This window comes from Cryobacterium sp. Y62 (assembly GCF_002929785.1).
Lineage (GTDB): Bacteria > Actinomycetota > Actinomycetes > Actinomycetales > Microbacteriaceae > Cryobacterium.
Window position 1 is genome coordinate 63,121 of the sequence record NZ_PJJK01000105.1, and the last position, 21,009, is coordinate 84,129.

General features: G+C 64.6%; 21 protein-coding genes. 6 read left to right on the forward strand and 15 right to left on the reverse strand.

Features of this window, described 5'->3' with window-relative positions; translation table 11 throughout:
- Window positions 1–89 precede the first annotated feature (89 nt).
- Entirely contained in the window at window positions 90–872 is a 783-nt protein-coding gene (locus tag CXY71_RS09670; protein ID WP_104135422.1) for a GntR family transcriptional regulator, read from the forward strand.
- 31 nt (window positions 873–903) lie between these two features.
- A complete protein-coding gene (locus CXY71_RS09675; protein ID WP_104135423.1) occupies window positions 904–1,566 on the forward strand; it encodes a phosphonatase-like hydrolase in 663 nt (220 codons plus the stop codon).
- A 588-nt stretch (window positions 1,567–2,154) separates the two neighbouring features.
- Here the strand turns inward: CXY71_RS09675 and CXY71_RS09680 are convergent.
- From CXY71_RS09680 to CXY71_RS09705, 6 genes are all read right to left on the reverse strand, one after another.
- Entirely contained in the window at window positions 2,155–3,111 is a 957-nt protein-coding gene (locus tag CXY71_RS09680) for a tyrosine recombinase XerC (RefSeq protein WP_104135424.1), read from the reverse strand.
- Between the two features lie 24 nt (window positions 3,112–3,135).
- Window positions 3,136–4,134: a metallophosphoesterase gene (locus CXY71_RS09685; RefSeq protein WP_104135425.1), complete on the reverse strand. Its 999-nt coding sequence runs from the start codon at window positions 4,132–4,134 to the stop codon at window positions 3,136–3,138.
- Window positions 4,135–4,273: 139 nt separating this feature from the next.
- Window positions 4,274–5,854 (reverse strand): DNA-processing protein DprA, encoded by a 1,581-nt coding sequence (gene dprA / locus CXY71_RS09690; protein WP_233204579.1) that lies wholly within the window; start codon window positions 5,852–5,854, stop codon window positions 4,274–4,276.
- Window positions 5,851–7,386 carry a YifB family Mg chelatase-like AAA ATPase gene (locus CXY71_RS09695; RefSeq protein ID WP_104135426.1) on the reverse strand — a complete coding sequence of 512 codons (1,536 nt, stop codon included), beginning with the start codon at window positions 7,384–7,386 and terminating at the stop codon, window positions 5,851–5,853. Before CXY71_RS09695 ends, dprA begins: the two co-directional genes overlap by 4 nt.
- Window positions 7,386–7,742 carry a YraN family protein gene (locus CXY71_RS09700; protein ID WP_104135427.1) on the reverse strand — a complete coding sequence of 119 codons (357 nt, stop codon included), beginning with the start codon at window positions 7,740–7,742 and terminating at the stop codon, window positions 7,386–7,388. The genes CXY71_RS09695 and CXY71_RS09700 overlap by 1 nt, the downstream gene beginning before the upstream one ends.
- A 130-nt stretch (window positions 7,743–7,872) precedes the next feature.
- On the reverse strand, window positions 7,873–9,012 hold the full coding sequence (locus CXY71_RS09705) for an alcohol dehydrogenase catalytic domain-containing protein (protein ID WP_233204580.1): 1,140 nt from the start codon (window positions 9,010–9,012) through the stop codon (window positions 7,873–7,875).
- Between the two features lie 39 nt (window positions 9,013–9,051).
- Between CXY71_RS09705 and CXY71_RS09710 the strand changes: the two genes are divergently transcribed.
- A complete protein-coding gene (locus CXY71_RS09710; RefSeq protein ID WP_104135429.1) occupies window positions 9,052–9,498 on the forward strand; it encodes a nitroreductase family deazaflavin-dependent oxidoreductase in 447 nt (148 codons plus the stop codon).
- Window positions 9,499–9,655: 157 nt separating this feature from the next.
- Here the strand turns inward: CXY71_RS09710 and CXY71_RS09715 are convergent, their stop codons facing one another.
- The 9 genes from CXY71_RS09715 to nirD all read right to left on the reverse strand — a co-directional run bounded on the left by CXY71_RS09715 (window position 9,656) and on the right by nirD (window position 16,154).
- Entirely contained in the window at window positions 9,656–11,131 is a 1,476-nt protein-coding gene (locus CXY71_RS09715; RefSeq protein ID WP_255411388.1) for a glyceraldehyde-3-phosphate dehydrogenase, read from the reverse strand.
- A gap of 76 nt (window positions 11,132–11,207) precedes the next feature.
- Window positions 11,208–11,531, reverse strand: a complete 324-nt coding sequence (locus CXY71_RS09720) for a DUF2469 family protein (RefSeq protein ID WP_092449218.1) — start codon at window positions 11,529–11,531, stop codon at window positions 11,208–11,210.
- A gap of 12 nt (window positions 11,532–11,543) precedes the next feature.
- Window positions 11,544–12,188: a ribonuclease HII gene (locus CXY71_RS09725; protein WP_104135430.1), complete on the reverse strand. Its 645-nt coding sequence runs from the start codon at window positions 12,186–12,188 to the stop codon at window positions 11,544–11,546.
- Window positions 12,188–12,907: a signal peptidase I gene (lepB, locus tag CXY71_RS09730; RefSeq protein WP_104135431.1), complete on the reverse strand. Its 720-nt coding sequence runs from the start codon at window positions 12,905–12,907 to the stop codon at window positions 12,188–12,190. The genes CXY71_RS09725 and lepB overlap by 1 nt, the downstream gene beginning before the upstream one ends.
- 148 nt (window positions 12,908–13,055) lie before the next feature.
- On the reverse strand, window positions 13,056–13,397 hold the full coding sequence (gene rplS / locus CXY71_RS09735; RefSeq protein ID WP_092108884.1) for a 50S ribosomal protein L19: 342 nt from the start codon (window positions 13,395–13,397) through the stop codon (window positions 13,056–13,058).
- Window positions 13,398–13,584: 187 nt separating this feature from the next.
- Window positions 13,585–14,127, reverse strand: a complete 543-nt coding sequence (locus CXY71_RS09740; protein WP_104135432.1) for an MFS transporter — start codon at window positions 14,125–14,127, stop codon at window positions 13,585–13,587.
- Between the two features lie 9 nt (window positions 14,128–14,136).
- Complete coding sequence (gene trmD / locus CXY71_RS09745) at window positions 14,137–14,895, reverse strand: tRNA (guanosine(37)-N1)-methyltransferase TrmD (RefSeq protein ID WP_104135433.1); 759 nt, start codon at window positions 14,893–14,895, stop codon at window positions 14,137–14,139.
- Between the two features lie 9 nt (window positions 14,896–14,904).
- Entirely contained in the window at window positions 14,905–15,759 is an 855-nt protein-coding gene (locus tag CXY71_RS09750; RefSeq protein ID WP_104135434.1) for a sirohydrochlorin chelatase, read from the reverse strand.
- A complete protein-coding gene (gene nirD, locus CXY71_RS09755) occupies window positions 15,756–16,154 on the reverse strand; it encodes a nitrite reductase small subunit NirD (RefSeq protein WP_104135449.1) in 399 nt (132 codons plus the stop codon). Before nirD ends, CXY71_RS09750 begins: the two co-directional genes overlap by 4 nt.
- A gap of 235 nt (window positions 16,155–16,389) precedes the next feature.
- Between nirD and nirB the strand changes: the two genes are divergently transcribed.
- Genes nirB through CXY71_RS09770 form a run of 3 tightly spaced genes read left to right on the forward strand, consistent with a single transcriptional unit; the run spans window position 16,390 to window position 20,970 of the window.
- On the forward strand, window positions 16,390–19,098 hold the full coding sequence (gene nirB, locus CXY71_RS09760; RefSeq protein ID WP_104135450.1) for a nitrite reductase large subunit NirB: 2,709 nt from the start codon (window positions 16,390–16,392) through the stop codon (window positions 19,096–19,098).
- A 4-nt stretch (window positions 19,099–19,102) separates the two neighbouring features.
- Window positions 19,103–19,912, forward strand: coding sequence for a uroporphyrinogen-III C-methyltransferase (cobA, locus tag CXY71_RS09765; protein WP_233198358.1), 810 nt, complete (start codon window positions 19,103–19,105; stop codon window positions 19,910–19,912).
- Window positions 19,912–20,970, forward strand: a complete 1,059-nt coding sequence (locus CXY71_RS09770; RefSeq protein WP_104135436.1) for a uroporphyrinogen-III synthase — start codon at window positions 19,912–19,914, stop codon at window positions 20,968–20,970. The genes cobA and CXY71_RS09770 overlap by 1 nt, the downstream gene beginning before the upstream one ends.
- Window positions 20,971–21,009 lie beyond the last annotated feature (39 nt).

A 21,009-nucleotide genomic window follows, 5' to 3' on the forward strand; every position in this document is an offset into this window, starting at 1 on the left:
GAACTGTTCATTTGACATTCATCTGCATAGAGCTTTATGAATAGGCAGTTCCATCTGGCTACGCCGACACACTTGTATATACTGGTGGAATGACGGCAGACTCCATCGCTCTTTTTGCAAAACATGACCTCATTGCCGCAGAACTACGTGAACAGATCGAATCCGGTTCGCTTGCGGTCGGCGCTGATCTACCGTCTGAATCGGACTTGCAGTCCCGGTTTGGGGTCTCGCGCGGTCCAATTCGGCAGGCTCTGGCAACTCTTCGCAGCGAAGGTTTAATCGAAACCACGCAGGGTCGTCCGCCGCGGGTGCGAGCTCAACCATTGGTCCAGTCCATCGACGATTTCTTTTCGTTCTCGTCGTGGGTGCGTGCCCAAGGGAAGGTGCCCGGTCAACGCACCTTTGAGATTGCGCGTCGACGCGCCGCTCCCGCGCTCGTGGCGCGGATGGGGCTGGCCGAAGGCGAGTTTGTCGTCGAGATCGTGCGCTTGCGGCTGATCGACGGTATCCCGACCATGATTGAGCGCTCTTCCTTCCACGACTCGATCGGCAAAGCGCTACTCACTTTCGACACAGACAGTGGCTCGATCTACGAGTATCTAATCGATAATGGCGCCGAACTCGACGAGGGCACCCACGTCGTGGATGCCGTTCCTGCGGCGCCGATAGATGCGGAACTTTTGGGCGTGGAGACCGGCGCCCCTCTTTTGCGCGTGCGCCGCGTAACGCGTTCGCGTCGAGGGCTGATTCTGGAGACTTCCGATGATCGCTACCGGTCCGATCAGGCGTCCCTCCTGATCCAGAACTCAAGAAACGAGAATCGCCCGACGCCAATCGTCGCTCGCACCACGCATACAGTGGCCAATGCTTAAATCCATCTACACCTCAACCAGAAAGCTTCAAATGACATTTCAACTTGCGTCTCTCGACATGGCCGGCACCACCATTGATGAGCGCGGAATCGTCTATCGAGTGCTGCACGAGCAACTGGAATCAGCAATTGGCTGTGCGATTGACGAATCCATAGTTTCACGCTGGAATGGAACGTCGAAGCACACCGCAATCGTCGGCGTGCTCGACGAACTTGGCATTGACGACGTGGACGTAGACGCCCTGTATGCCCATTTCCTGGTGGCGCTGGCCGCCCGATACGAGTCCGAACCTCCGACTCTTTTCCCCGGGGTGCGTGAATCAGTCGCTGAACTGCGATCCCGGGGTGTGAAAGTCGCCCTCCAGACCGGCTATACGCGCGACATCGCCGAATCTCTCATGCGTTCCGCGAGATGGGAACTCGATGCAGTGGATGCGCTGGTGACCGCCGACGACGTCGCCGAATCGCGTCCAGCTCCGTACATGATATTCCGGACAATGGAGGCCACCGGGGTCACCGATGTTCGACGGGTGCTTGTCGCTGGCGACACCGTCAACGACCTGCGCGCTGGAACGAATGCCGGCGTCGGCTACGTCGTGGGCGTCCTGACGGGGGCGCATGATGTCAAGCGGCTCGGCGTAGAGGAGCACACTCACCTGTTGCCGAGTCTGGCCACCGTGGTCGAGCTTCTTTGATCACACTCCAAGTAGAACGGGTCAACTAACTCGGAACCTGTAGACGAAAAAGAGGCGCGGTTCACCCGCGGTTCAACACGATCGTGCAGCCTGTGTTTGGTCAGATCCACACCAGCCAAGGGGAAAATCCGTTCTGTTGCGCGGGTCGGAGCGAGCAGCCCACGAGTGGGACCTGATCGCCTGCTGCCATAATCTGATGACGCTGCACACCAGGAAAACCAAGGCGTTCGTGGTCGCGCACACCTCGCTGATGGGCTCCCCTACCGGAGTAAGGCCGTCTTGCCGCGCCAGCCCTTTCTTCGGCTAGCGCTAGACCGACGAGACGCCGAGGACGTCTACGATCGACACAGCTACGCTCAGCAAAATTGGACCGCATGTTGTGGAATCAATGTCGAAGGGGAGTCAATGTCGAAGGGGAGTCATCGACCCACGCTTTCATGCGATCTGATGCAGGAAAATCGTCCTGGCCTCAAGTGGAGACACACTCACCGGACATCTCGATTGGACGACATTGTGAAGCAAACAAAGTTATCGCTGCGAAAAGAATGACAGTCATTCTTGCCGACAGGCCAACGGTCCGACCGGCGGTCATGCGCGGGGGTGGGCGAGCCCGTAGCTGGCCTTGAGGCGTTCGGCGGAGACGTAAGTGTAGATCTGCGTGGTGCCGAGACTGACGTGTCCGAGCAGTTCTTGCACGGCCCGCAGGTCAGCACCGCCGTCCAGCAGATGGGTGGCTGCCGTGTGACGCAGAGCGTGCGGCCCGGCCGGACCTGTACCGGGAACCTCGGCGAGCAGGGCGGCAACCAGACGATACACCCCGCGAACACCAAGGCGCTGCCCCTGTCGACCGAGAAGCAACGCGGCATTGCTGGGTGATGATGCGGAATGTGCTCTGCTGCTGGCCGTTGCGGCCGAGCTCACGGCTTGGTCGACTAGAGCGGGTCGGGCCTGGCCGAGGTACTTTACGATCGCACGCTGCGCCGGCACACCGAACGGAACCACACGCTCCTTGGACCCCTTGCCAGTGACGCGAACGGTCAGCCGGTCTAGGTCGACATCAACGACGTCGAGTCCGACCAGTTCGGAGACACGCAGCGCAGAGGCATAGAGCAGTTCGACAATCGCTAAATCGCGCACGGCCACCGCTTCTCCGCCTGTGGCCCGAGCCACCAGCAGGTTGAGCAGCTCGTTCATTTGGGTGTGCGTGATTACCCGGGGCAGGGTATGGCCCGGCTTCGGCGAACGAAGGCGCACGGCTGGATCCGCACTGTCATCGCTGGTGCGAGCCAGCCAGGCCGTCAAGCTGCGTGCCGTCGCCGACCGGCGGGCGAGCGTCGCCCGGGCCAGGCCAGCCTGGGTGCCGACCCACAGCCATTCTCGGAGCAGTTCCAGACTCAGATCAGCGGATATCGCAACGCCACGGTCGACTGCAAACGATGCCAGCTGCGCCAAATCGGTGCGGTAGGCCCGAACGGTGTTCGCCGAGTAGCCACGCTCTGCACTCAGGTAGCGCAGAAACGCGTCAATGTCATCGGTCAGCTGCACGGGTTCACTTTCTCTTGCTCGGCCTCATTGTTGACGAGAGAAGGCTTCGAGTCGGTCTTCGGCTGAGAGGGCGGCAAGTCGTTCGAGGTGGTCTGCCGAAAAATGTGTTGTGGTCTTGAAGGTGCCAAGCGGCACCTGCGAATGCGTGATCTGATCGGAATAGACGTGCACGAGGTTGAGTGCCTGACCGCCGTTCATCCCGGTCAATTCACGAGTTGGAGCGCTGAGATCCATCGTGTAGCAGGTAGCCGCCGCCACCGACACCGGAATTCCGGCGAACATGCCCTGGGTCGCATAATGCAAGTGCCCGCCGAGGATGGCACGTACGTCGCTGCCGGCCAGAACCTCTGCCAATCTCGGCTGCTCGCGCAGCTCGAGGACTCTCATGAGCGGTAGCGGCGTCGGAAGGGGCGGGTGATGCAGGGCCAGAATGGAGCCGTGGCGAGCGGGTGTGCTCAAAAGCTGACAGAGCCACTCCAGCTGAGCGTCGGTGACCTCGCCGTGGTGATAGCCCGGAACGCTGGTATCGAGCGCGATAATTCGCAGGCCGTCGAGGTCAAGGATCTGGTCGACGGGCGCCTGATCGACGGTGTCGTGGTGGATCGGCGCTTGCTCAGCAGAAATTTCGCGCGCGGTCGGTGACTCAACGGTCGGGTAGTCAGTGCGACCGTCTAACTCATCCTTCGGGTGTGCGCCGAGCAGCGTGGCACGAAAAGCAGCCCGATTATCGTGGTTGCCCATCACCCAGATGATCTTGGCCTCCCACCGAGCGGCGGCGGCCTCCACGATGCCACGGATGCGCCGGTAGGCATCCGCTTCACCGCGATCGGCCACGTCACCGGTGAAAATTAGTGCGTCAGGGCGGATGCCCGACCGATGCAGCTGTTCGAAGGCACGATGCACGGTTTGATCGGTGTCGACGGTTCCGTAGAGCACCGCGGCATCGGCGAGAAAATGCGTGTCGCTCAGGTGAACCAAAATCTTTTCAGTGGGAGCATACTGGCCCCAGTGTACGGTCGACATGACCCACCCTTCGTCACAATCCAGCCTACGGGCTACCACCGACACTCGGGTTCTGCGGGGCTGACACGCCGGAGGGCCTGCTCGGCAGCTTGAGCCTCCAGTACGCCCAGCGCACCGAGCCGGCCTTACGAGCGGGTCGTTACGCCCGGCGAACCCAGCCGGCCTCCCGTTCTTGGGCGGCCCCGTCGAGATCGAGACCACCAAGGGCACCTCGCACGGCCGAACTCGACAGACCGGCACGGCGCGACAGGTCGGCGACCGTGCGCGGCGAGCGACCACTGAGGGCATCAAACACGCGGATCTGGTCACTCGTGCGGGGTACCGGGCCGGCGCCGGCGTCGGCGTCGGCGATCGGAAAGTCCAGCGGCACCTGAATCGACCGCTCGCCGACGAGCTCAGCCATTTCGCTCGGATTCGTCACGCAGACGGCGGCGAATTCGCGAATCAGGCGATGGCAGCCGGCCGAGGTCGGGCTCGTAATGGGGCCAGGCACCGCTCCCAGCGGGCGGCCGAGGGCCGAAGCGTGGCCGGCTGTGTTGAGCGAGCCGGACCGCCAGCCGGCTTCGAGCACGACCGTTGCCGCGCTGGACGCGGCGATGAGCCTGTTTCGTTGCAGAAACCTCCATTTTGTGGGTGCTGCGCCGCAGGGAAGCTCGGAGATAACGGCGCCGGAGGCCACAATGCGAGTCAGCAGGGAGTCGTGGCCGCTCGGGTAGAACCGATCAACTCCCCCGGCGAGGAATGCCACGGTGCTGCCATCGCTGGCGAGAGCGGCTCGGTGGGCCATTCCATCGATGCCATAAGCAGCTCCAGACACGATGGCGAAGCCGCGGTCGACGAGCCCGGCCGAGGCCTCCATGGCGATGTGTTCGCCGTATCCCGTGGCGGCTCTGGCTCCGACCAACGCGATGGAGTTGGGCAGTGCGGCGAGGGCAGAAGGTATACCACGCCACCACAGGGCGAGCGGAGCGTGCTGCTCGAGGTCGTTCAATGCCTCCGGCCAGAGAGCATCCGTGGCCAACAATAACCGGGCCCCGACGCGAACCGCCTGTTGCAGCGAGCGGATGACCTCGGTCGAGTTGAGCCGCGGGCGCCAGCGCTGCAGCCCCAGGTCGAGGGCCTGTACGAGTTCGGCGCTGGTGTCGCCATTCGCTTCGCTGAAATCGGTGGACGGACTCACGGCGAACAGCACACTCGGGCCAGCCGTCGCGTCGCCGGAGCGCGCGTCGCGGACCAGGGCGCCGAGGCGCACCGGGCTCCACGACTCGAGGATTGCAGTCAGGGCGACGCCGGCACCAAGGCTCGCCACGAGCAGTCCGGCCGTGCCGTCGCCCGGCTCGGCGATGCCAGACCAGGCCGCGCGGGCGAACACCTCGGCGACAGTGGCGGTGTCGGCACCCATCGCGTCTGCGACAGAGAGGGTCGCTGTGTTGTCGGCGCTGCCCGAGACGACTGAGCTACCCGAGACGACTGAGCTACCCGAGGCGACGTCGCTGTCACAGTCATCCGAACTGCCGGTAGCAGCAGTACTCCCGGAATCTTCCGGGCTGCCGACCAGGTGGAGTCTGTTGGTGATCGGCACCGGGGCTACATCGTGGCTATGTTCGCAGTTGGCGCCGACATCAGCCGCCGGTGGCGCGTCGCCTAGCGCTGACTTGCCACCGCGCACCCCCGCAGTAAGTTCTCTGACCTGGGACTCGTCGAGACCGAAGAGCTTCATGGCGTCATTCCTTTTCGTAGGTAGAGGGCTTGACCGACCTGGTCGGCGCCGGGGCTGGTGAGACCGTCGTAGTCGGCGAGGGTCCAGGCGATGCGCAGCACCCGGTCGTAGCCGCGCATGGTGATTCCGCCACGTTCGAGGGCGCGATCGAGTCCCGCGGTGCATGCCGGGGTCAGCCGCACTTGGGCGCCGCGCAGCCACGGGCCCGGAACCTGAGAGTTCAACGTCCACGGTGTGCTTTGCAGCCGCTCGGCCGCCGCGCCGCGGGCGCGGACCACCCGGTTTCGGGCGCTGCCGCTGGTCACGCGCGTCGTTCCGGCGGCGAGGCGCAGCTGGGCGGCGGTGATGCGCTTGACGTTGAGCTGGATGTCGATGCGGTCGAGCAACGGACCGGAGATGCGCGCGAGATAGCGTCGGCGCGCGTTTGGCGGGCAGGTGCAGCTCAGGTCTGCAGCCCCATACTGCCCGCAGGGGCACGGATTGGCCGCCATTACCAGTTGGAAGCTGGCCGGGAAATGCGCGACGGCGTTGGCGCGGTGAATGCTGATCCAGCCGGATTCCAACGGCTGGCGCAGTGCGTCAAGCACGGGCGAAGCGAATTCGGAGGCTTCGTCGAGAAACAGCACGCCGTGCGAGGCCTGCGAGGCAGCACCGGGACGAATCTGACCGTTGCCACCGCCGACCATAGCCGCGGCAGTCGCGGTGTGATGGGGCGCTTCCCACGGCGGCCGGGTAATCAGGGCATCGCCCAGTCCGAGACCGCTGAGCGAGCGAAGAGAGCTGACTTCGAGCGAGCTGACCGGGTCGAGGTCGGGCAACAGCCCGGGCAGTCGGGCTGCGAGCATGGTCTTACCGGCACCGGGCGGGCCGAGCAGAAAAACATGGTGCCCACCGGCGGCGGCGATCTGCAAGGCCAGGATGGCATCGTCGTTGCCGATCACGTCGGCCAGGTCGGGTTCGGCAGCCAGGCTGCTCGATCCGGTCGCCGCCAGGATCGGCTCGACCGGGATCGGCGGGAGGTCTGCCCCGTGCCAGATCGCTGCCTCGCGCAGCGACGCGACGCCGATCACTCGAATATCGGGAACGAGTCGCGCCTCTGCCTCATTACCGATGGGTACCATCACAGTCGTGTGCCCGAGGCGGGCGGCGGTCATCACGCCCGGCAGAATTCCCGGGGTCGGTCGCAGCCGCCCGTCGAGGGCGAGCTCGCCGAAGTGTACGACCTTGCCCACCGACCCCTGCGAAATGGTGCTGTCGGCGGCAAGGCAGGCCAGGGCGATCGCGAGGTCGAACCCGGCGCCGTGTTTGGGTAACGCGGCCGGCGACAAATTGATGGTGAGGCGGTGAACGGTGAGGGGGCATCCGCTGTTGGCAGCTGCGGCGCGCACCCGCTGGGTGGCCTGGGAAAGGGCAGCGTCGGGCAGGCCGATCAGAATCATGCCGGGCAGTTGCGCCGAAATATCGGCCTCGACCTCGACGAGCGCTCCGGTCAGGCCGAGCAGCGCCACGGCATGGGTGCGGGCGATGCCCATCAGAACACGCCCTCGAGGTGTTCGATGACCGGCTCGCGGCCCCGCGGAGCGATCACGGCGATGACGTCGAGCCGGATTTGGCGCGGCCATCGCTCGGCCTGCACACACCAGGCTGCAGCAAGGCGGCGCATCCGGGCGAGTTTTTTCATGGTGATGGCTTCAAACGGATGCCCGAAACGGAGGCTGCTGCGCGTCTTCACCTCGACGAAAACCACCGCGGAACCGCGTTGCACGACGAGGTCGATCTCTCCCTCGGCGCACCGCCAGTTTCGGGTCAGAATTGTGTAGCCGGCACCCTCGAGAAAGTGCGCGGCCTGCTCTTCGCCGAGTTTTCCGACTTCGTCTTTGCGCGCCACGAGTGCCTCCGAGAACCAGAGTGACCGCTCGAGCGTAGCCGTGGCCGGACCACCCCCGCATTGGTGCAGAACGCGGCGACCCGGGCGCTGTGGAGGAGGCTACCCGGGGGGTCTGCACGAACAGGCCGTGCTACTCGTCCTGCATTACGAACAGGCGTCGCACGATCTCGCCGGCGACGAGCGCATCAAGGCTCTCGTTGAGGTCGTTGAGCGGACGCGTATCGGTGTGCAGCAGCTCGACCGGCAGCTTGCCGTCGCGCCAGAGCTGCAGATAAGCCGAAATATCCCGGCTCGGCACGGAGTCGCCCATATAGGAACCGAGCAGCCGGCGGCCGAGCCCAGCGAACTGCAGCGCCGGCGTCGTGATGGACTGCTCGGGGTGCGGCAGACCGACCGAGACGAGCGCGCCACCACGGGTGAGAAGGGCGAGGCTCGCCTCCATGACCCGGGCACTGCCGACCGCCTCGATGGCGAGGTCGACACCGTCGTTGGCATACGTGTTCACGAGCTCCGCGGCCTGGTCGGGCGATCCAGCGTGGTCGGCGCCGCAGCGCAGGGCAAGGGCTTGTTTTTCGGGCAGCGGATCGATGGCGATCACGGTCGTGCCATCGACCTGCGCGGCGGCCATGACCGCCATCAGGCCGACCGCGCCGAGTCCGAACACGATTACCGATTGGCCGGGCGCGAGCGCGCCGGTGTTGAGCACGGCGCCGATGCCGGTGAGGGCCGCGCAGCCGAACATGGCGGCGATGTCAAAGGGAACGTCCTGATCAATCACCACGACCGATTCGCGGGCGACAACCGCGTACTGCGAGAAGGCCGAGACGCCCAGATGGTGGTTGATGCGTTCCCCAACGTCGCTCGCCAGCACCGCCGGGCCGTGCAGCAGGTCGCCGGTTCCATTGGCCTCGGCGCCGCGGTGGCAGAGTGCTGGCCGCCCGGCCAGGCAGGCCCGGCACTCGCCACAGCTCGGCACGAACACGAGAACGATCCGGTCGCCGACCTTGAGGTCGTCAATACCTTCGCCGAGCCCGGCAACGGTTCCCGCGGCTTCATGGCCGAGCGCCATCGGCAAGGGGCGCTGGCGCGAACCATCAATGACCGACAGGTCTGAGCGGCAGAGGCTGGCCCGTTCGATGCGCACGAGTACCTCGCCGGCACGCGGCGTCGGTACCGGAACCTGCTCAAACGTCAGCGGGCGGCTGTCGGCGTAAGGGCGCGCCGAGCCGGCTTCGCGAAGAATCGTGCTGAGCATCGTTGTTGGAATCATTCCTCCAACCTATCGTCAGAGCCGACGTACGCTGGGCCTATGAAAACTCTGCGCCACCGGGCGACCGACCTCGGCATGCTGGTGATGAACGGCGGGCACCGGATGCTGCTGGCTCTCTCCGGCGGACGCCTCGGCTGGACCATCGGCACCATGCAAACCGTTGAGCTCCAGACGATCGGCCGCAGCAGCGGGCTTCCTCGGTCGACGATGCTCACGGCGCCGATTCACGAGGGCGGGCGGTACGTGCTGGTGGCGTCCAAGGGCGGCGATGACCGGCATCCGTTTTGGTATCTCAACCTCGTGGCGCAGCCAAACGTGGACCTGACTATTCGCGGGGTGACGCGTCCGTTTCTGGCGCGCACCGCGTCATCCGCGCAGAAGGCCGCACTGTGGCCGCGCATTGTCGCCGCCTACCCCGGATATGGCGCATACCAGAAGAAAACCGATCGTGACATTCCGGTGGTCATCTGCGAACCCGTACCCTGATTTCGCTCCGGGCCGAGACTTGCTGATCTCCGGGAAAGGGTACGCCAGCCCGAGCGCCGACCCGCGTCCTCGCTGCTGGGGCTACCGTACGAAAGCGAGCCCACGATAGATCATGGGCCCGCTTTCCGCGCCCGGAAAGCAATACAAGTAAGACGGGTTAGGCGACCGGCTCACGGGTTTCGACGGCGAGGATGGCCGGGAAGATGAGCGTGTTCACGCCGGCCATCTCCTCGAGCACCCGGATGACCTGGCAGCTGTAGCCGAATTCGTTGTCGTACCAGACGTAGACCACAGCCTTCTGCTCGGTGACGATGGTGGCCAGCCCGTCGACGATACCGGCCCGACGCGATCCGAGGAAGTCGCTCGAGACGACCTCGGGGGAATCGATGTAGTCGATCTGCCGGTGCAGCGAGGAGTGCAGCGACATGGTGCGCAGATAAGTGTTGAGCTCGTCCTTCTCGGTGGCGACGGCCAGGTTGAGGTTGAGGATGGCCATCGATACGTCGGGCGTGGGCACGCGAATCGCGTTGCCGGTGAGTTTGCCGGCGAGCTCGGGCAGAGCCTTGGCAACGGCTTTCGCTGCACCGGTCTCGGTGATCACCAGGTTGAGCGCGGCCGAGCGACCGCGACGGTCGCCGGAGTGAAAGTTGTCGATGAGGTTCTGGTCGTTGGTGAAGGAGTGCACCGTTTCGACGTGGCCGTCGATAATGCCGTAGCGGTCGTTGATCGCCTTGAGCACCGGGGTGATTGCGTTCGTGGTGCAGGACGCCGCGGTGATGATGCGGTCGCTCGCCAGGATGTCGCCGTGGTTGATGCCGTGAACGATGTTCTTGAGCACGCCCTTGCCCGGCGCGGTCAACAGCACCCGGGACACTCCGGGGCATTTCAGGTGCTGCGATAGCCCCTCTTCATCGCGCCATTTACCGGTGTTGTCGACGACGATGGCGTCGTGAATGCCATATTGCGTGTAATCGACGCTGGCCGGGTCCCCCGAGTAGATCACCTGGATGAGCGTGCCGTTGGCGAGGATGGTGTTGTTCTCTTCGTCGATGGTGATCGTGCCCTCGAACGGGCCGTGCACCGAGTCGCGGCGCAGCAGGCTCGCGCGCTTCATCAGATCGTTGGCAGATCCGCGCCGCACGACGATCGCCCGCAGGCGCAAGCCCTGGCCGCCACCGGCATGCTCGATCAGGATGCGCGCCAGCAACCGGCCGATGCGACCGAAGCCGTAGAGCACGACGTCGGTACTGGTCCGATCGTCGAGTCCGTGCTGGCCGACGACGTCGGCGAGTTCAGCACGCAGGTATTCCTCGAGGGTGACGCGGCCGTTCTGTTGCCGAAAGCCGAGGGCGAGCCGGGCGAGGTCGATCGACGCTGCTCCGAGGTTGAGGCCGTCGATGGTCTGCAGAATCGGCAGTGTCTCGTCGAGCGGCAACTCGACATCCGCTATATGACGCGCGAAGCGGTGCGCCTTGAGCAGGCCGATGACCGACCGGTTGACCAGGCCACGCCCGTAGACGCTGGTGACCACATTGTTGTCGCGGTATAGGCGCCCGATCAGGGGAATCATCGCCTCGGCCATGGACTCGCGGTTGCTCCACAGAGCACGGGCACGATCAGCGTCCTGAATCACAGGGTTGCCTTCCTAAACCATCGTTAGTCAGTTAGACGGAACATGTCCGGCCACCTGCGGCCCCCGGAGTCATTCCTTATTCGTCGAGCGCAAGTTCCTTGGGGAGTTCGAAGTCTTTCGACGCGAGCTCTTCTACGTTGACGTCCTTGAAGGTCAGCACGCGCACCGACTTCACGAACCGGTCAGAGCGGTATACGTCCCAGACCCAGACGTCCTTCATGGTCAGTTCGAAATAAAAGTCGTGCTCAGTGTCACGGCGTACTAATTCGACCTCGTTTGCGAGGTAGAAGCGTCGTTCGGTTTCGACGACGTACTGGAACTGGCCAACGACGTCTCGATATTCCCGATACAGGGCTAACTCGACCTCGCGGTCGTAGTCCTCGATTTCGTCTTCTTCCATGGTGACTTCATCTTACAATGAGATTTTCAGCCACGATTTTCGGTGTAAAGCGCTCGGTCCGAGCAGGTCGATCGCGCTCATGTGCGCCGCGCTGCCGTAGCCCTTGTTCGACGCCCAGCCGTAGCCGGGTTCGTCGTCGTGCGCCGCGATCATCAGACGATCGCGGTGTACCTTCGCAATAACGGATGCCGCCGCCACCGACCCGCAGTCGCGGTCGGCTTTGACGCGGGTCACGACGTTGAGCGGGGTAGCCAGCGCCTTGTTCAGCCAGTCGTCGCTGCCGTCGAGCAACACGACGCTACCCGCCACGTCGACGCCCTGCGCATACAGGTCAGACAGGGCACGCTTGCCGGCCAGACCAAGGCAGGCGATGATGCCGAGTTCGTCGACCTCCGCGGCCGAGGCGAGTCCGACAGCGGAAAACGTCGCCCACGCCGCGGCGAGCGGCGCAAGTAGTTCTCGGCGCGGCTCGCTGAGCATCTTTGAGTCGCGCAGGCCCTGCGGCATGGTCTGAACGGATGCGTTCACCGCGGCGAATCCGACGGCCACCGGCCCGGCGAGGGCACCGCGGCCGACCTCGTCACACCCGATCACAAAGCTCGCGCCGCGGTGCAGCAGGTCGAACTCCACCTCGAGGGTGGGATCGGACACCGCCACTACTCGAAGCCCTGCTCGACCTCGCGGAACACGTCGGGATACTCCTCGAGCCAGGCCCAATGGGCCAACGGCCAGCTCACGACGAGCGCCCGCCCGACGACATTCTCGACGGGCACATAGCCCTGACCGGCAGTCTCGCCGTTGAAACGGGAATCCTTGGAATTGTAGCGGTTGTCCCCCATCATCCACAGCGAGTCGTCCGGGATGGTCACATCAAAGTCAATGTCAGAGACCTTGTCCTCGCCGGCCGGCAGCAGCACATAGGCGGATTCATCGAGCGGAACGTCGTTCACACTCATCTGGCCGAGGGCGTTACAGCAGACGACGTGGTCACCGGGCAGGCCGATGACCCGTTTGATCAGGTGGTCGTTGCTGTCGGGGGCAGACAGGCCCACGACCGAGAACAGCCAGTCGGCGCCGGCGACGATCGGGTTTTGCACGATCTCGGCCTGCGGCAGCAGCCATCCGCCCGGATCTTTGAATACGACGACATCGCCGCGCGTGATTGGGATGAGCTCGGGTTCGAGCTGGTTAACGATGATGCGATCGTCTACCTGCAGGGTGTTCTCCATCGACCCGGACGGGATGTAGAACGACCGAATCAGAAAGGTCTTGATCAGAAACGAGATGAGCAGGGCCACCACGAAAATGATCAACAGGTCGCGAATAAAGAGCAAGACGCTGCGCTTCCTGCTGGGCGCCTGTGTACTTCGTGCCATCTTGCTTCGGGACCTCTTCGACTCTGACACCCGATGATCGGACCTGGACGCGAGCACTTCATCTGTCATTTAACCGCCTGAGCTCCCCATCAGTTTAGGTGATGGGGAGCTCAAGCGAATCCGGCTGGATCGTGGGTTGGCGCGAAAGTTAGCGCTTTTCCTTGATCTTGGCCTTCTTGCCACGCAGGTCGCGCAGGTAGTACAGCTTCGCGCGACGAACGTCACCGCGGGTCACGATCTCGATGTGGTCGATGACCGGGGAGTGCACCGGGAAGGTACGCTCGACGCCGATCTGAAAGCTGACCTTGCGAACGCAGAACGTTTCGCGCACGCCTTCGCCGGAGCGGCCGATGACGACTCCCTGGAAGACCTGGATCCGAGAGCGGGTTCCCTCAATGATGTTGACGTGAACCTTGACGGTGTCGCCGGCACGGAAGTCAGGAAGATCCTTCTTCAACGATGGGGCGTCTACCGCGTCGAGAATATGCATATTATTTCGCTCTCTGTACCCGCCACAGGTCGACTACGCTAGGTGCTTCATTCGAAGCAATCAGTATGAGGATGTGCGCCGCGAAGTGCAGGTTCCCCTGTGGCAGAGTCCTGCAGCGGCACAATCAGCTATTGTGCCATGATCCGAGCCCGGCTGCAAAGTCGGGCCCCTGGAACAGACCCCGCTGTCAGGCCCGGTCGCGTTTCTCTTCGATGACGATGACCTCGGGGGTGCCAGGGCGACCAAAGCCTGGTGTTGGCTTGGTCGTCTTCGGCGCCGCATAGGGCAGTGGATATCCCGGCGCGGCCGGTGCAGACTGCCCGCGTGCCGTCTGCTCCACCCGGTCGACCATCGCGCGCATTCGACGCTTGGCGGAGTCGAACAGCTCCCAGAGCGCGAACCAGAACACGGCGAGTCCGCCGACGATGACCAGCACGCTGAGCCAGCCGGCGGCATCCGTTGAAAAAGGAATGGCGATGATGAGCGCGTGCCAGAGAGTGAGAACGCCGACGTCGGCGTAGGAGACGGCGCGGGTTTCGCGCACCTCTTTACGCGCATAGAAGAGGAGAGCGACCAGGAGAAGCCCCAGGCCGATGAGCACGGCTCCGAAGAAGATGCCCAGAACGGCCCAGGCGCCCGATCCGAAGATCGAGGACCCGACGAGGAGCCAGAGCGGCAGCGCTCCGGCGGCAATGAATTGCCAGTGGTAAAAGGTGCGGCGGATGATCACCGGGCCAGTTTATCGACGACGGCTGGGGCTTTGCTTGGCGTTCGCTGGGGGCAGAAGATCGGGCGACATCAGGTCGGGGCGCACCCGTTCGGTGCGTTCGATCTGCTGCTGGTGACGCCAGGTGCTGATGGCGCCGTGGTTACCGCTGAGCAGCACCTGCGGTACGTCGAGGCCGCGCCAGCTGGACGGTTTGGTATAGCTCGGGTACTCGAGCAGGCCGTCTTCGTGGGATTCCTCGACGAGGCTGTCTGGGTTGCCGACGACGCCGGGGATGAGGCGCCCGATGGCTTCAATCATGGCCATCACGGCGACCTCTCCCCCGTTGAGCACGTAGTCGCCGAGGCTGACCAAACGCACCCGGCCGCGGGCCTCGTAGTGGTCGACGACGCGCTGGTCGATACCCTCATACCGGCCACAGCCAAAAACGAGATGCTGCTCCAGCGAGAGTTCGCGCGCCATCGCCTGAGTGAACTGATCGCCAGCCGGGGAGGGAAAGATGAGGATCGGGCCGTCGGTGGCTGCGTCGACGCGCGGGATTTCGGCGCCGAGGATGGCGTCGAGGGCGGCGCCCCACGGTTCCGCCTTCATGACCATGCCGGCACCGCCGCCATAGGGCGTGTCGTCGACCGAGTGGTGCCGGTCGTAGGTGTGGTCGCGCAGGTTGTGCACGCCGAGTTCGATCAGTCCGCTCTGGCGAGCCTTGCCGAGCAGCGACAGATTGAGCACATCGAAGAATTCGGGAAAAATGGTGACGATGTCGATGCGCATGGTCAAATTCTAGAAGAGTCCGAGGTTCGCTTTCGCCTCGAGGTACCGGTCGATGACCAAATCGACCAACGGAGCGGGGACCGGGGCGCCCGGAACCAAAAGCGGAGCGGTGACCAACTCGGCACCGACGCTCTGGGCGCGGGTCAGATCGAAGAAGAATCCCGGTGCCATCAAATAGGTACTCACTGTGACGCTGCCGCTGCGCAGCCGGGCCTCCGTGACGGCGCAGGCCAGACGAGGCGTGGCCGCGGACAGAAAACCGACCGTGACACGCACGCCGAGGCGCTCCGCCAGCATCTCGCCGATCCGGCGGCAGTCCGCCACCGCGCGTTTGTCGCTAGAACCGGCAGCGGCGAGAACGACCTCGCGGCCGGGCAGGGCGGTGAATCCGGCGGCATGCAGCCGGTGCTCGAGTACATCGATGAGGCGACCATCGGGGCCAAGTGCCCGGGAGACGGTGGTCACGCGGCCGGGCACGCAGGTCTCGCGTTGCAGATCGACGTGCACGTGATAGCCGGCGGAAAGCAACAGGGGCACCACCACTGCGGCACGATTCGGACGCAACGCGCCGAGGCTGGCTGCGACATCCGGTTGTTGCACATCAACGAAACCGCCGGCCACGCCCAGATCCGGGCGCGCAAGCGCGACGGCATCGACGAGGGCGGTGATAGCGGCCTGCCCGTCAGCAGAACTCGTGCCGTGCGAGATGGCGACGAGGGCGGCGGGTAATGCCGTCTTCTGCGCGGCATCCGCTTGATCGATGCGGAGTCGATCGGCTCGCAACGGGTCGGTGCGGGTCTGCTGGGTGTGAGCCGAGGTGGTTCGCACCTGCTCGGTGCTGAGTCGTTCGCCGAGCAGGGTCATGCCGCCTCGAGATATGCGGTCTCGACCGCGACCTCGATGAAACCGCCAACGACGCGGGTTTCGTAGGTGTTCAGCACGAGCGTCGGGTTGGTGAAGCATTTCCCGGTGCCGAGGTCGTACACCTCTTTATGCAGCGGTGAGGCGATGGTGGGGCGGTCGCCCCTGGAGCCGACGATGCCGCGGGCCATGACGTGGGCCTCGGTGTGTGGGTCGCGGTGGTCGACGGCATAGATCTCGGTGGGTGAGAGCAAAAACAGGGCGATCTGGTTCTTGCGGATGAGAGCCGCTTCACCCCAGCAGGGTTCCAGATCGGCCACGGCGCAGGCGCGCTCCCAGACCAGGGTGGGGCGGGTCAGCGCGGCAGTAGGGCGAATCTCGGCCGTTGTCATCGTCATCGTCATCGTGCGCTTCCAGGGGATTTTATCGGGCGGTGTCGCGTTTGTGCGTTGGTCCCACGGTAGGCGAGCCATATTTCGGCCAGTCGCCCACTATGTTTCCTCGCCGTGAAACTCGCCTCACAGCGAGGCTGCGTCGCTGTGGGGCTTTCGACCAGCACGGGACACACGAGCGACACGAGTGGGAAACTGCCCCAAACTACGCTCACAAATGCCCCGCTTCGAAAGGATGCTGATGCCAGCTTCGAATGAAACCGCTTCCGCGTATTCTGCCCCAGACCCCACAACGACCGCTGGGGCTGCGACACACGCCGTCACATCGACGAGCAAAGCGGATGCCGCCATTCCCGCTGCCGAGACGCTGCGCCGGGTCATCGTGATCGGCGGCGGCCCGGCCGCGCACCGGCTCACCGACGCTCTGCACTCCCGCGACACCGAGCACACCCTGTCGATCGTCGTGCTGGCCGAGGAAAACCACCGCCCCTATGACCGGGTAGCACTGAGCCAGCGGCTCGCCGGAATGATCGACCTCACCTTAAAGCCCAGCACCCCGTGGGACAGCGAACGGATCGCGCTGCGCATCAACGAACGCGCCACCCGCATCGACCGGGTCAACCAGACCGTCACGACCTCGGCCGGAGCCGTGCTCGAGTATGACGACCTCGTGCTCGCCACCGGGTCGAGCGCGCCCGTACCGGAGATGCCCGGTCACGAACACATTCGGGTGTACCGCACCCTCGATGACGTCGACGCCCTCGTCGACGAACTCGCCGCCCTCACAGCCTCACTCGGCCGCACCCCCAAGGTCGTCGTGGCCGGCGGCGGACTGCTCGGCCTCGAAGCGGCCGGCGGACTGCACAAGCTCGGCGCCGAGTCCGCCATCGTGCACTCGGGCGGCTGGCTGATGTCGGCCCAACTCGACGAGGGCGGCGGACAAGCGCTCGGCCGGATCATCGTGTCCCAAGGAATCGAACTGCACCTCGGCACCCGGGCCCGCACCATACTCACGAACGACGACAACACCGCCGTGACCGGCCTGCAACTCGGCACTGGTCGCGAAATCGCCGCCGATATGGTCGTTTACGCGATCGGCATCTCCCCGCGCGACGAGCTGGCCCGCAACGCCGGACTCTCCGTCGGGGACCGCGGCGGCGTCACGATCGGCAACGACTGCCGCACGAGCGATGCAAACATCTGGGCGATCGGCGAGGTTGCAAGCTGGAATGACCGCTGCGTCGGCCTCGTCGCCCCGGCCAACGCCATGGCCGAGGCCGACCGGCTGCTCGGCGGCAGCGCCGAGTTCGCAACCGTCGACGATGCCACCAAGCTCAAGCTCTCCGGCGTCGACGTCGCAAGTTTCGGCGACGCCCTCGCCACCACAGCGGGTTCGCTCGAAATCGTCTATGCCGACCCGGCCCGAGGCCTGTACCAAAAACTTGTGATGACCGACGACGCCAAGACCCTGCTCGGCGGTATCTTCGTCGGTGATGCTACGCCCTACTCGGCCCTGCGTCCGATGGTCGGCCGCGAGCTCAGCAGTGAACCCGCCGCGTATCTCTCAGCAGCCGGAGCCGAGGCTCCGGCCTGCGCCGAACTGCCCGACGACGCGCTGGTCTGCTCCTGCAACATGGTGTCGGCCGGCGCGGTACGGCAGGCTGTGCGCGGCGACGACCCGGGAACTGAAAATGCTCATGACGCCTGCACCGAACTCGGTGCGCTCAAGAGGTGCACGCGCGCCGGCACCCAGTGCGGGTCGTGTGTGCCACTGGTCAAAAAGATCCTCGAGGCCGAGCTGACGGCATCCGGTCAAACGGTGTCGCACTCGCTGTGCGAACACTTCGAACTCAGCCGCCAGGAACTGTTCGAATCGGTGCGGGTGCTCGGGCTCACGTCGAGCGATGAAATCTTTTCACGCTTCGGCATCGGCCGCGGCTGCGATGTCTGCAAGCCCGCCGTCGGCTCGATTCTGGCCAGCCAGAACACCGCCTACATTTTGGATTCCGGCCGCGGTAGCCTGCAGGACACCAACGACCGCGCCATGGCCAACATGCAAAAGAACGGCACCTATTCGGTCGTCCCTCGCATTCCCGGCGGCGAAATCACCCCGACCAAACTCGCCGTGATCGCGCAGGTTGCGCTCGATTTCGACCTCTATACCAAGATCACCGGCGGCCAGCGGATCGACCTGTTCGGCGCCCGGCTGGAGCAGCTGCCCGACATCTGGCGCATCCTGGTCGACGCCGGATTCGAATCCGGGCAGGCATACGGCAAGGCGCTGCGCAACGTGAAATCGTGCGTCGGCTCGACCTGGTGCCGGTTCGGGGTGCAGGATGCCGTCGGCCTCGCGATCCGTCTCGAACTGCGTTATCGCGGGCTGCGCGCGCCGCACAAGTTCAAGTTCGGGGTCTCGGGCTGCGCTCGGGAGTGTGCAGAGGCCAAGGCGAAGGATGTCGGCATCATCGCAAGCGACAACGGCTGGAACATGTATATCGGCGGCAACGGTGGTTTTCAGCCAGTGCACGGGCAGCTGTTCGCGACCGACCTCGACGAAGAAACCCTGATCAAATACATCGATCGCTACCTGATGTACTACATTCGTACGGCCGATCGCATGCAGCGCACCGCCCGCTGGATGGAAGACCTCGAGGGCGGCCTGGCGCATGTGCGCGACGTCGTCATCAATGACTTGCTGGGCCTGGCAGAGGAACTCGAACAAGCCCTGCGCGCTCACGTCGACAACTATGAAGACGAGTGGGCTGCGACACTCGCCGATCCAGAGCGGTTGCGCCGGTTCCGTTCCTTCGTGAACGCGCCGACCGAACCCGACCCGAGCATCGCGCTCGTTACGGAGCGTGACCAAATCCGGCCGGCGACCCCGGCCGAGCGAGCCTCGTCGGGTACTGTTCTCCTAAGTGGAAGCCGCATTCCTGTACGAAATGAGTAAGCAAATGACAGCCCAGAATTTTCGAACGGCTGGGTCAGTCAGCAGCGGATCAGTCACACTCGTGGGCGGCGGCCCCGGCGCCGCCGGGCTGCTGACCGTGGCAGCGGTAGCTGCCCTTGTTCAGGCGGATGTCGTGTTGTTCGACCGCCTCGCCCCGACCGACGAACTCGCCCTGCTCGCGCCCCTTGCGGTCCTCATCGACGTCGGCAAGCGCGCCGGCAGCCATCCGGTCTCGCAGAGCGGTATCGAAGAACTCATTGTCGAACATGCCCTGGCAGGCAAGCGCGTAGTGCGGCTCAAAGGAGGCGACCCCTACATCTTCGGGCGCGGCAGCGAAGAAGTTCTGGCCTGCCATCGCAACGGCATTCCGGTGACCGTGATTTCCGGCGTCACCAGTGCGATCGCGGTGCCGGCCGCGGCGGGAATTCCGCTCACCCACCGCGGTATCAGCCACGCATTCACCGTGATCAGCGGCCACGCGCCGCTCACCGATAACGAGCTCGAGGGCCTCACTCTGCTCGGCAGCACCATCGTCGTTTTGATGGGTGTCGGCACGCTGCCGACCCTGAGCCAGGGCCTGCTGCGCCACGGCATGCCCGCCGGCATGCCGGTTGCGATTATTGAGCGCGGCTTCAGTGCTACCCAGCGCACGACCGTGAGCACGCTCGCCACGGTGCTGGCCGATGCGGCCGCAGCCAGCGTGCGCAGCCCCGCCGTGCTTGTCGTCGGCGAGGTCGTGCGCCTCGCCTTCAGCGGTGACGCCGCCGCGAACGACCTCATTGCCCGCGCCGCCGAATTTTCGGTGGCCGACTGATGGTGGCGACAAACGACGTGGTCGGGCCGGTTTCGGGAGGCGAGTCCGCGGCATCCACCGCACATCTGCCAGCACCGAACCTGCACGCGCACAACGTACGCCTGCCGAAAGCGACCGAGCTTATTGATGTCACTGCCCCGCTTCTGCAGCCGAACCAGCTCGAGGGATTTCGCATCGGCGTGACAAGTGATCGCCGCTCGAGCGATCTGATCGACGCCTTCGAACGACGCGGCGCGCGGGTCGTGCACGCACCGACGCTGCGGATTGCCCACTCCGAGCAGGACGGTCCGCTGCTCACTGACACCAGAACTCTGATCGCCGCTCGACCCGATATTCTGCTCGCGACAACCGGTTACGGCGTGCGACGCTGGTTCGAAGTGGCCGAGGCCGTTGGCATCGGCTCCGGCCTGACCGACGCACTGGCCGACACTACGATTCTGGTGCGTGGACCCAAGGCACGCGGCGGCATTCGCGCCACCGGGCTGGACGACTCCGGCATGAGTGATTCGGAGACCACCGCCTCGCTCGTTGACAAGGTTTTAGCCGAGTATCCCCCGGGGCTCACCATTGGCATCCAGGTGCACGGAGCCACCGACGAGGTGCAACTCGATCGCCTGCGCGCGGTGCACGAGCGCGTGCTGGTCGTGGCTCCGTACCGCTGGATCGCCATGGATGACACCGATGAGCGCGTCTACAAGCTCGTGGAAGCCATCTGCTCCCGCCAGCTGGACTGCGTCACGTTCACGAGCGCACCGGCCGTGCATGCCCTGTTCACCGCGGCGGAGGGAATGGATGTCTACCCCGAGCTCATTGCAGCGTTACAGACTCGGGTTTGCGCGGCCGCCGTCGGACCGGTGACCAGTGCGCCGCTGATCGCCGCGGGTATTGCGCCGATTCAACCGACCCGGTTTCGCATGGGCGCACTGATCCGGTTGGTTTGCGAACACCTCGAACAAAACATGATCGAGCGCATCGAGACCCAGAACGGGCTCGTGCAGTTGCGTGGTTCGACCCCGCGGAAACCCTACGTGCCAGGGTTGGGTGAGGCCAGTAGCTAACAGCAAGTCCGCCGTGTGACGTAGGGCGAGAATCAGGAA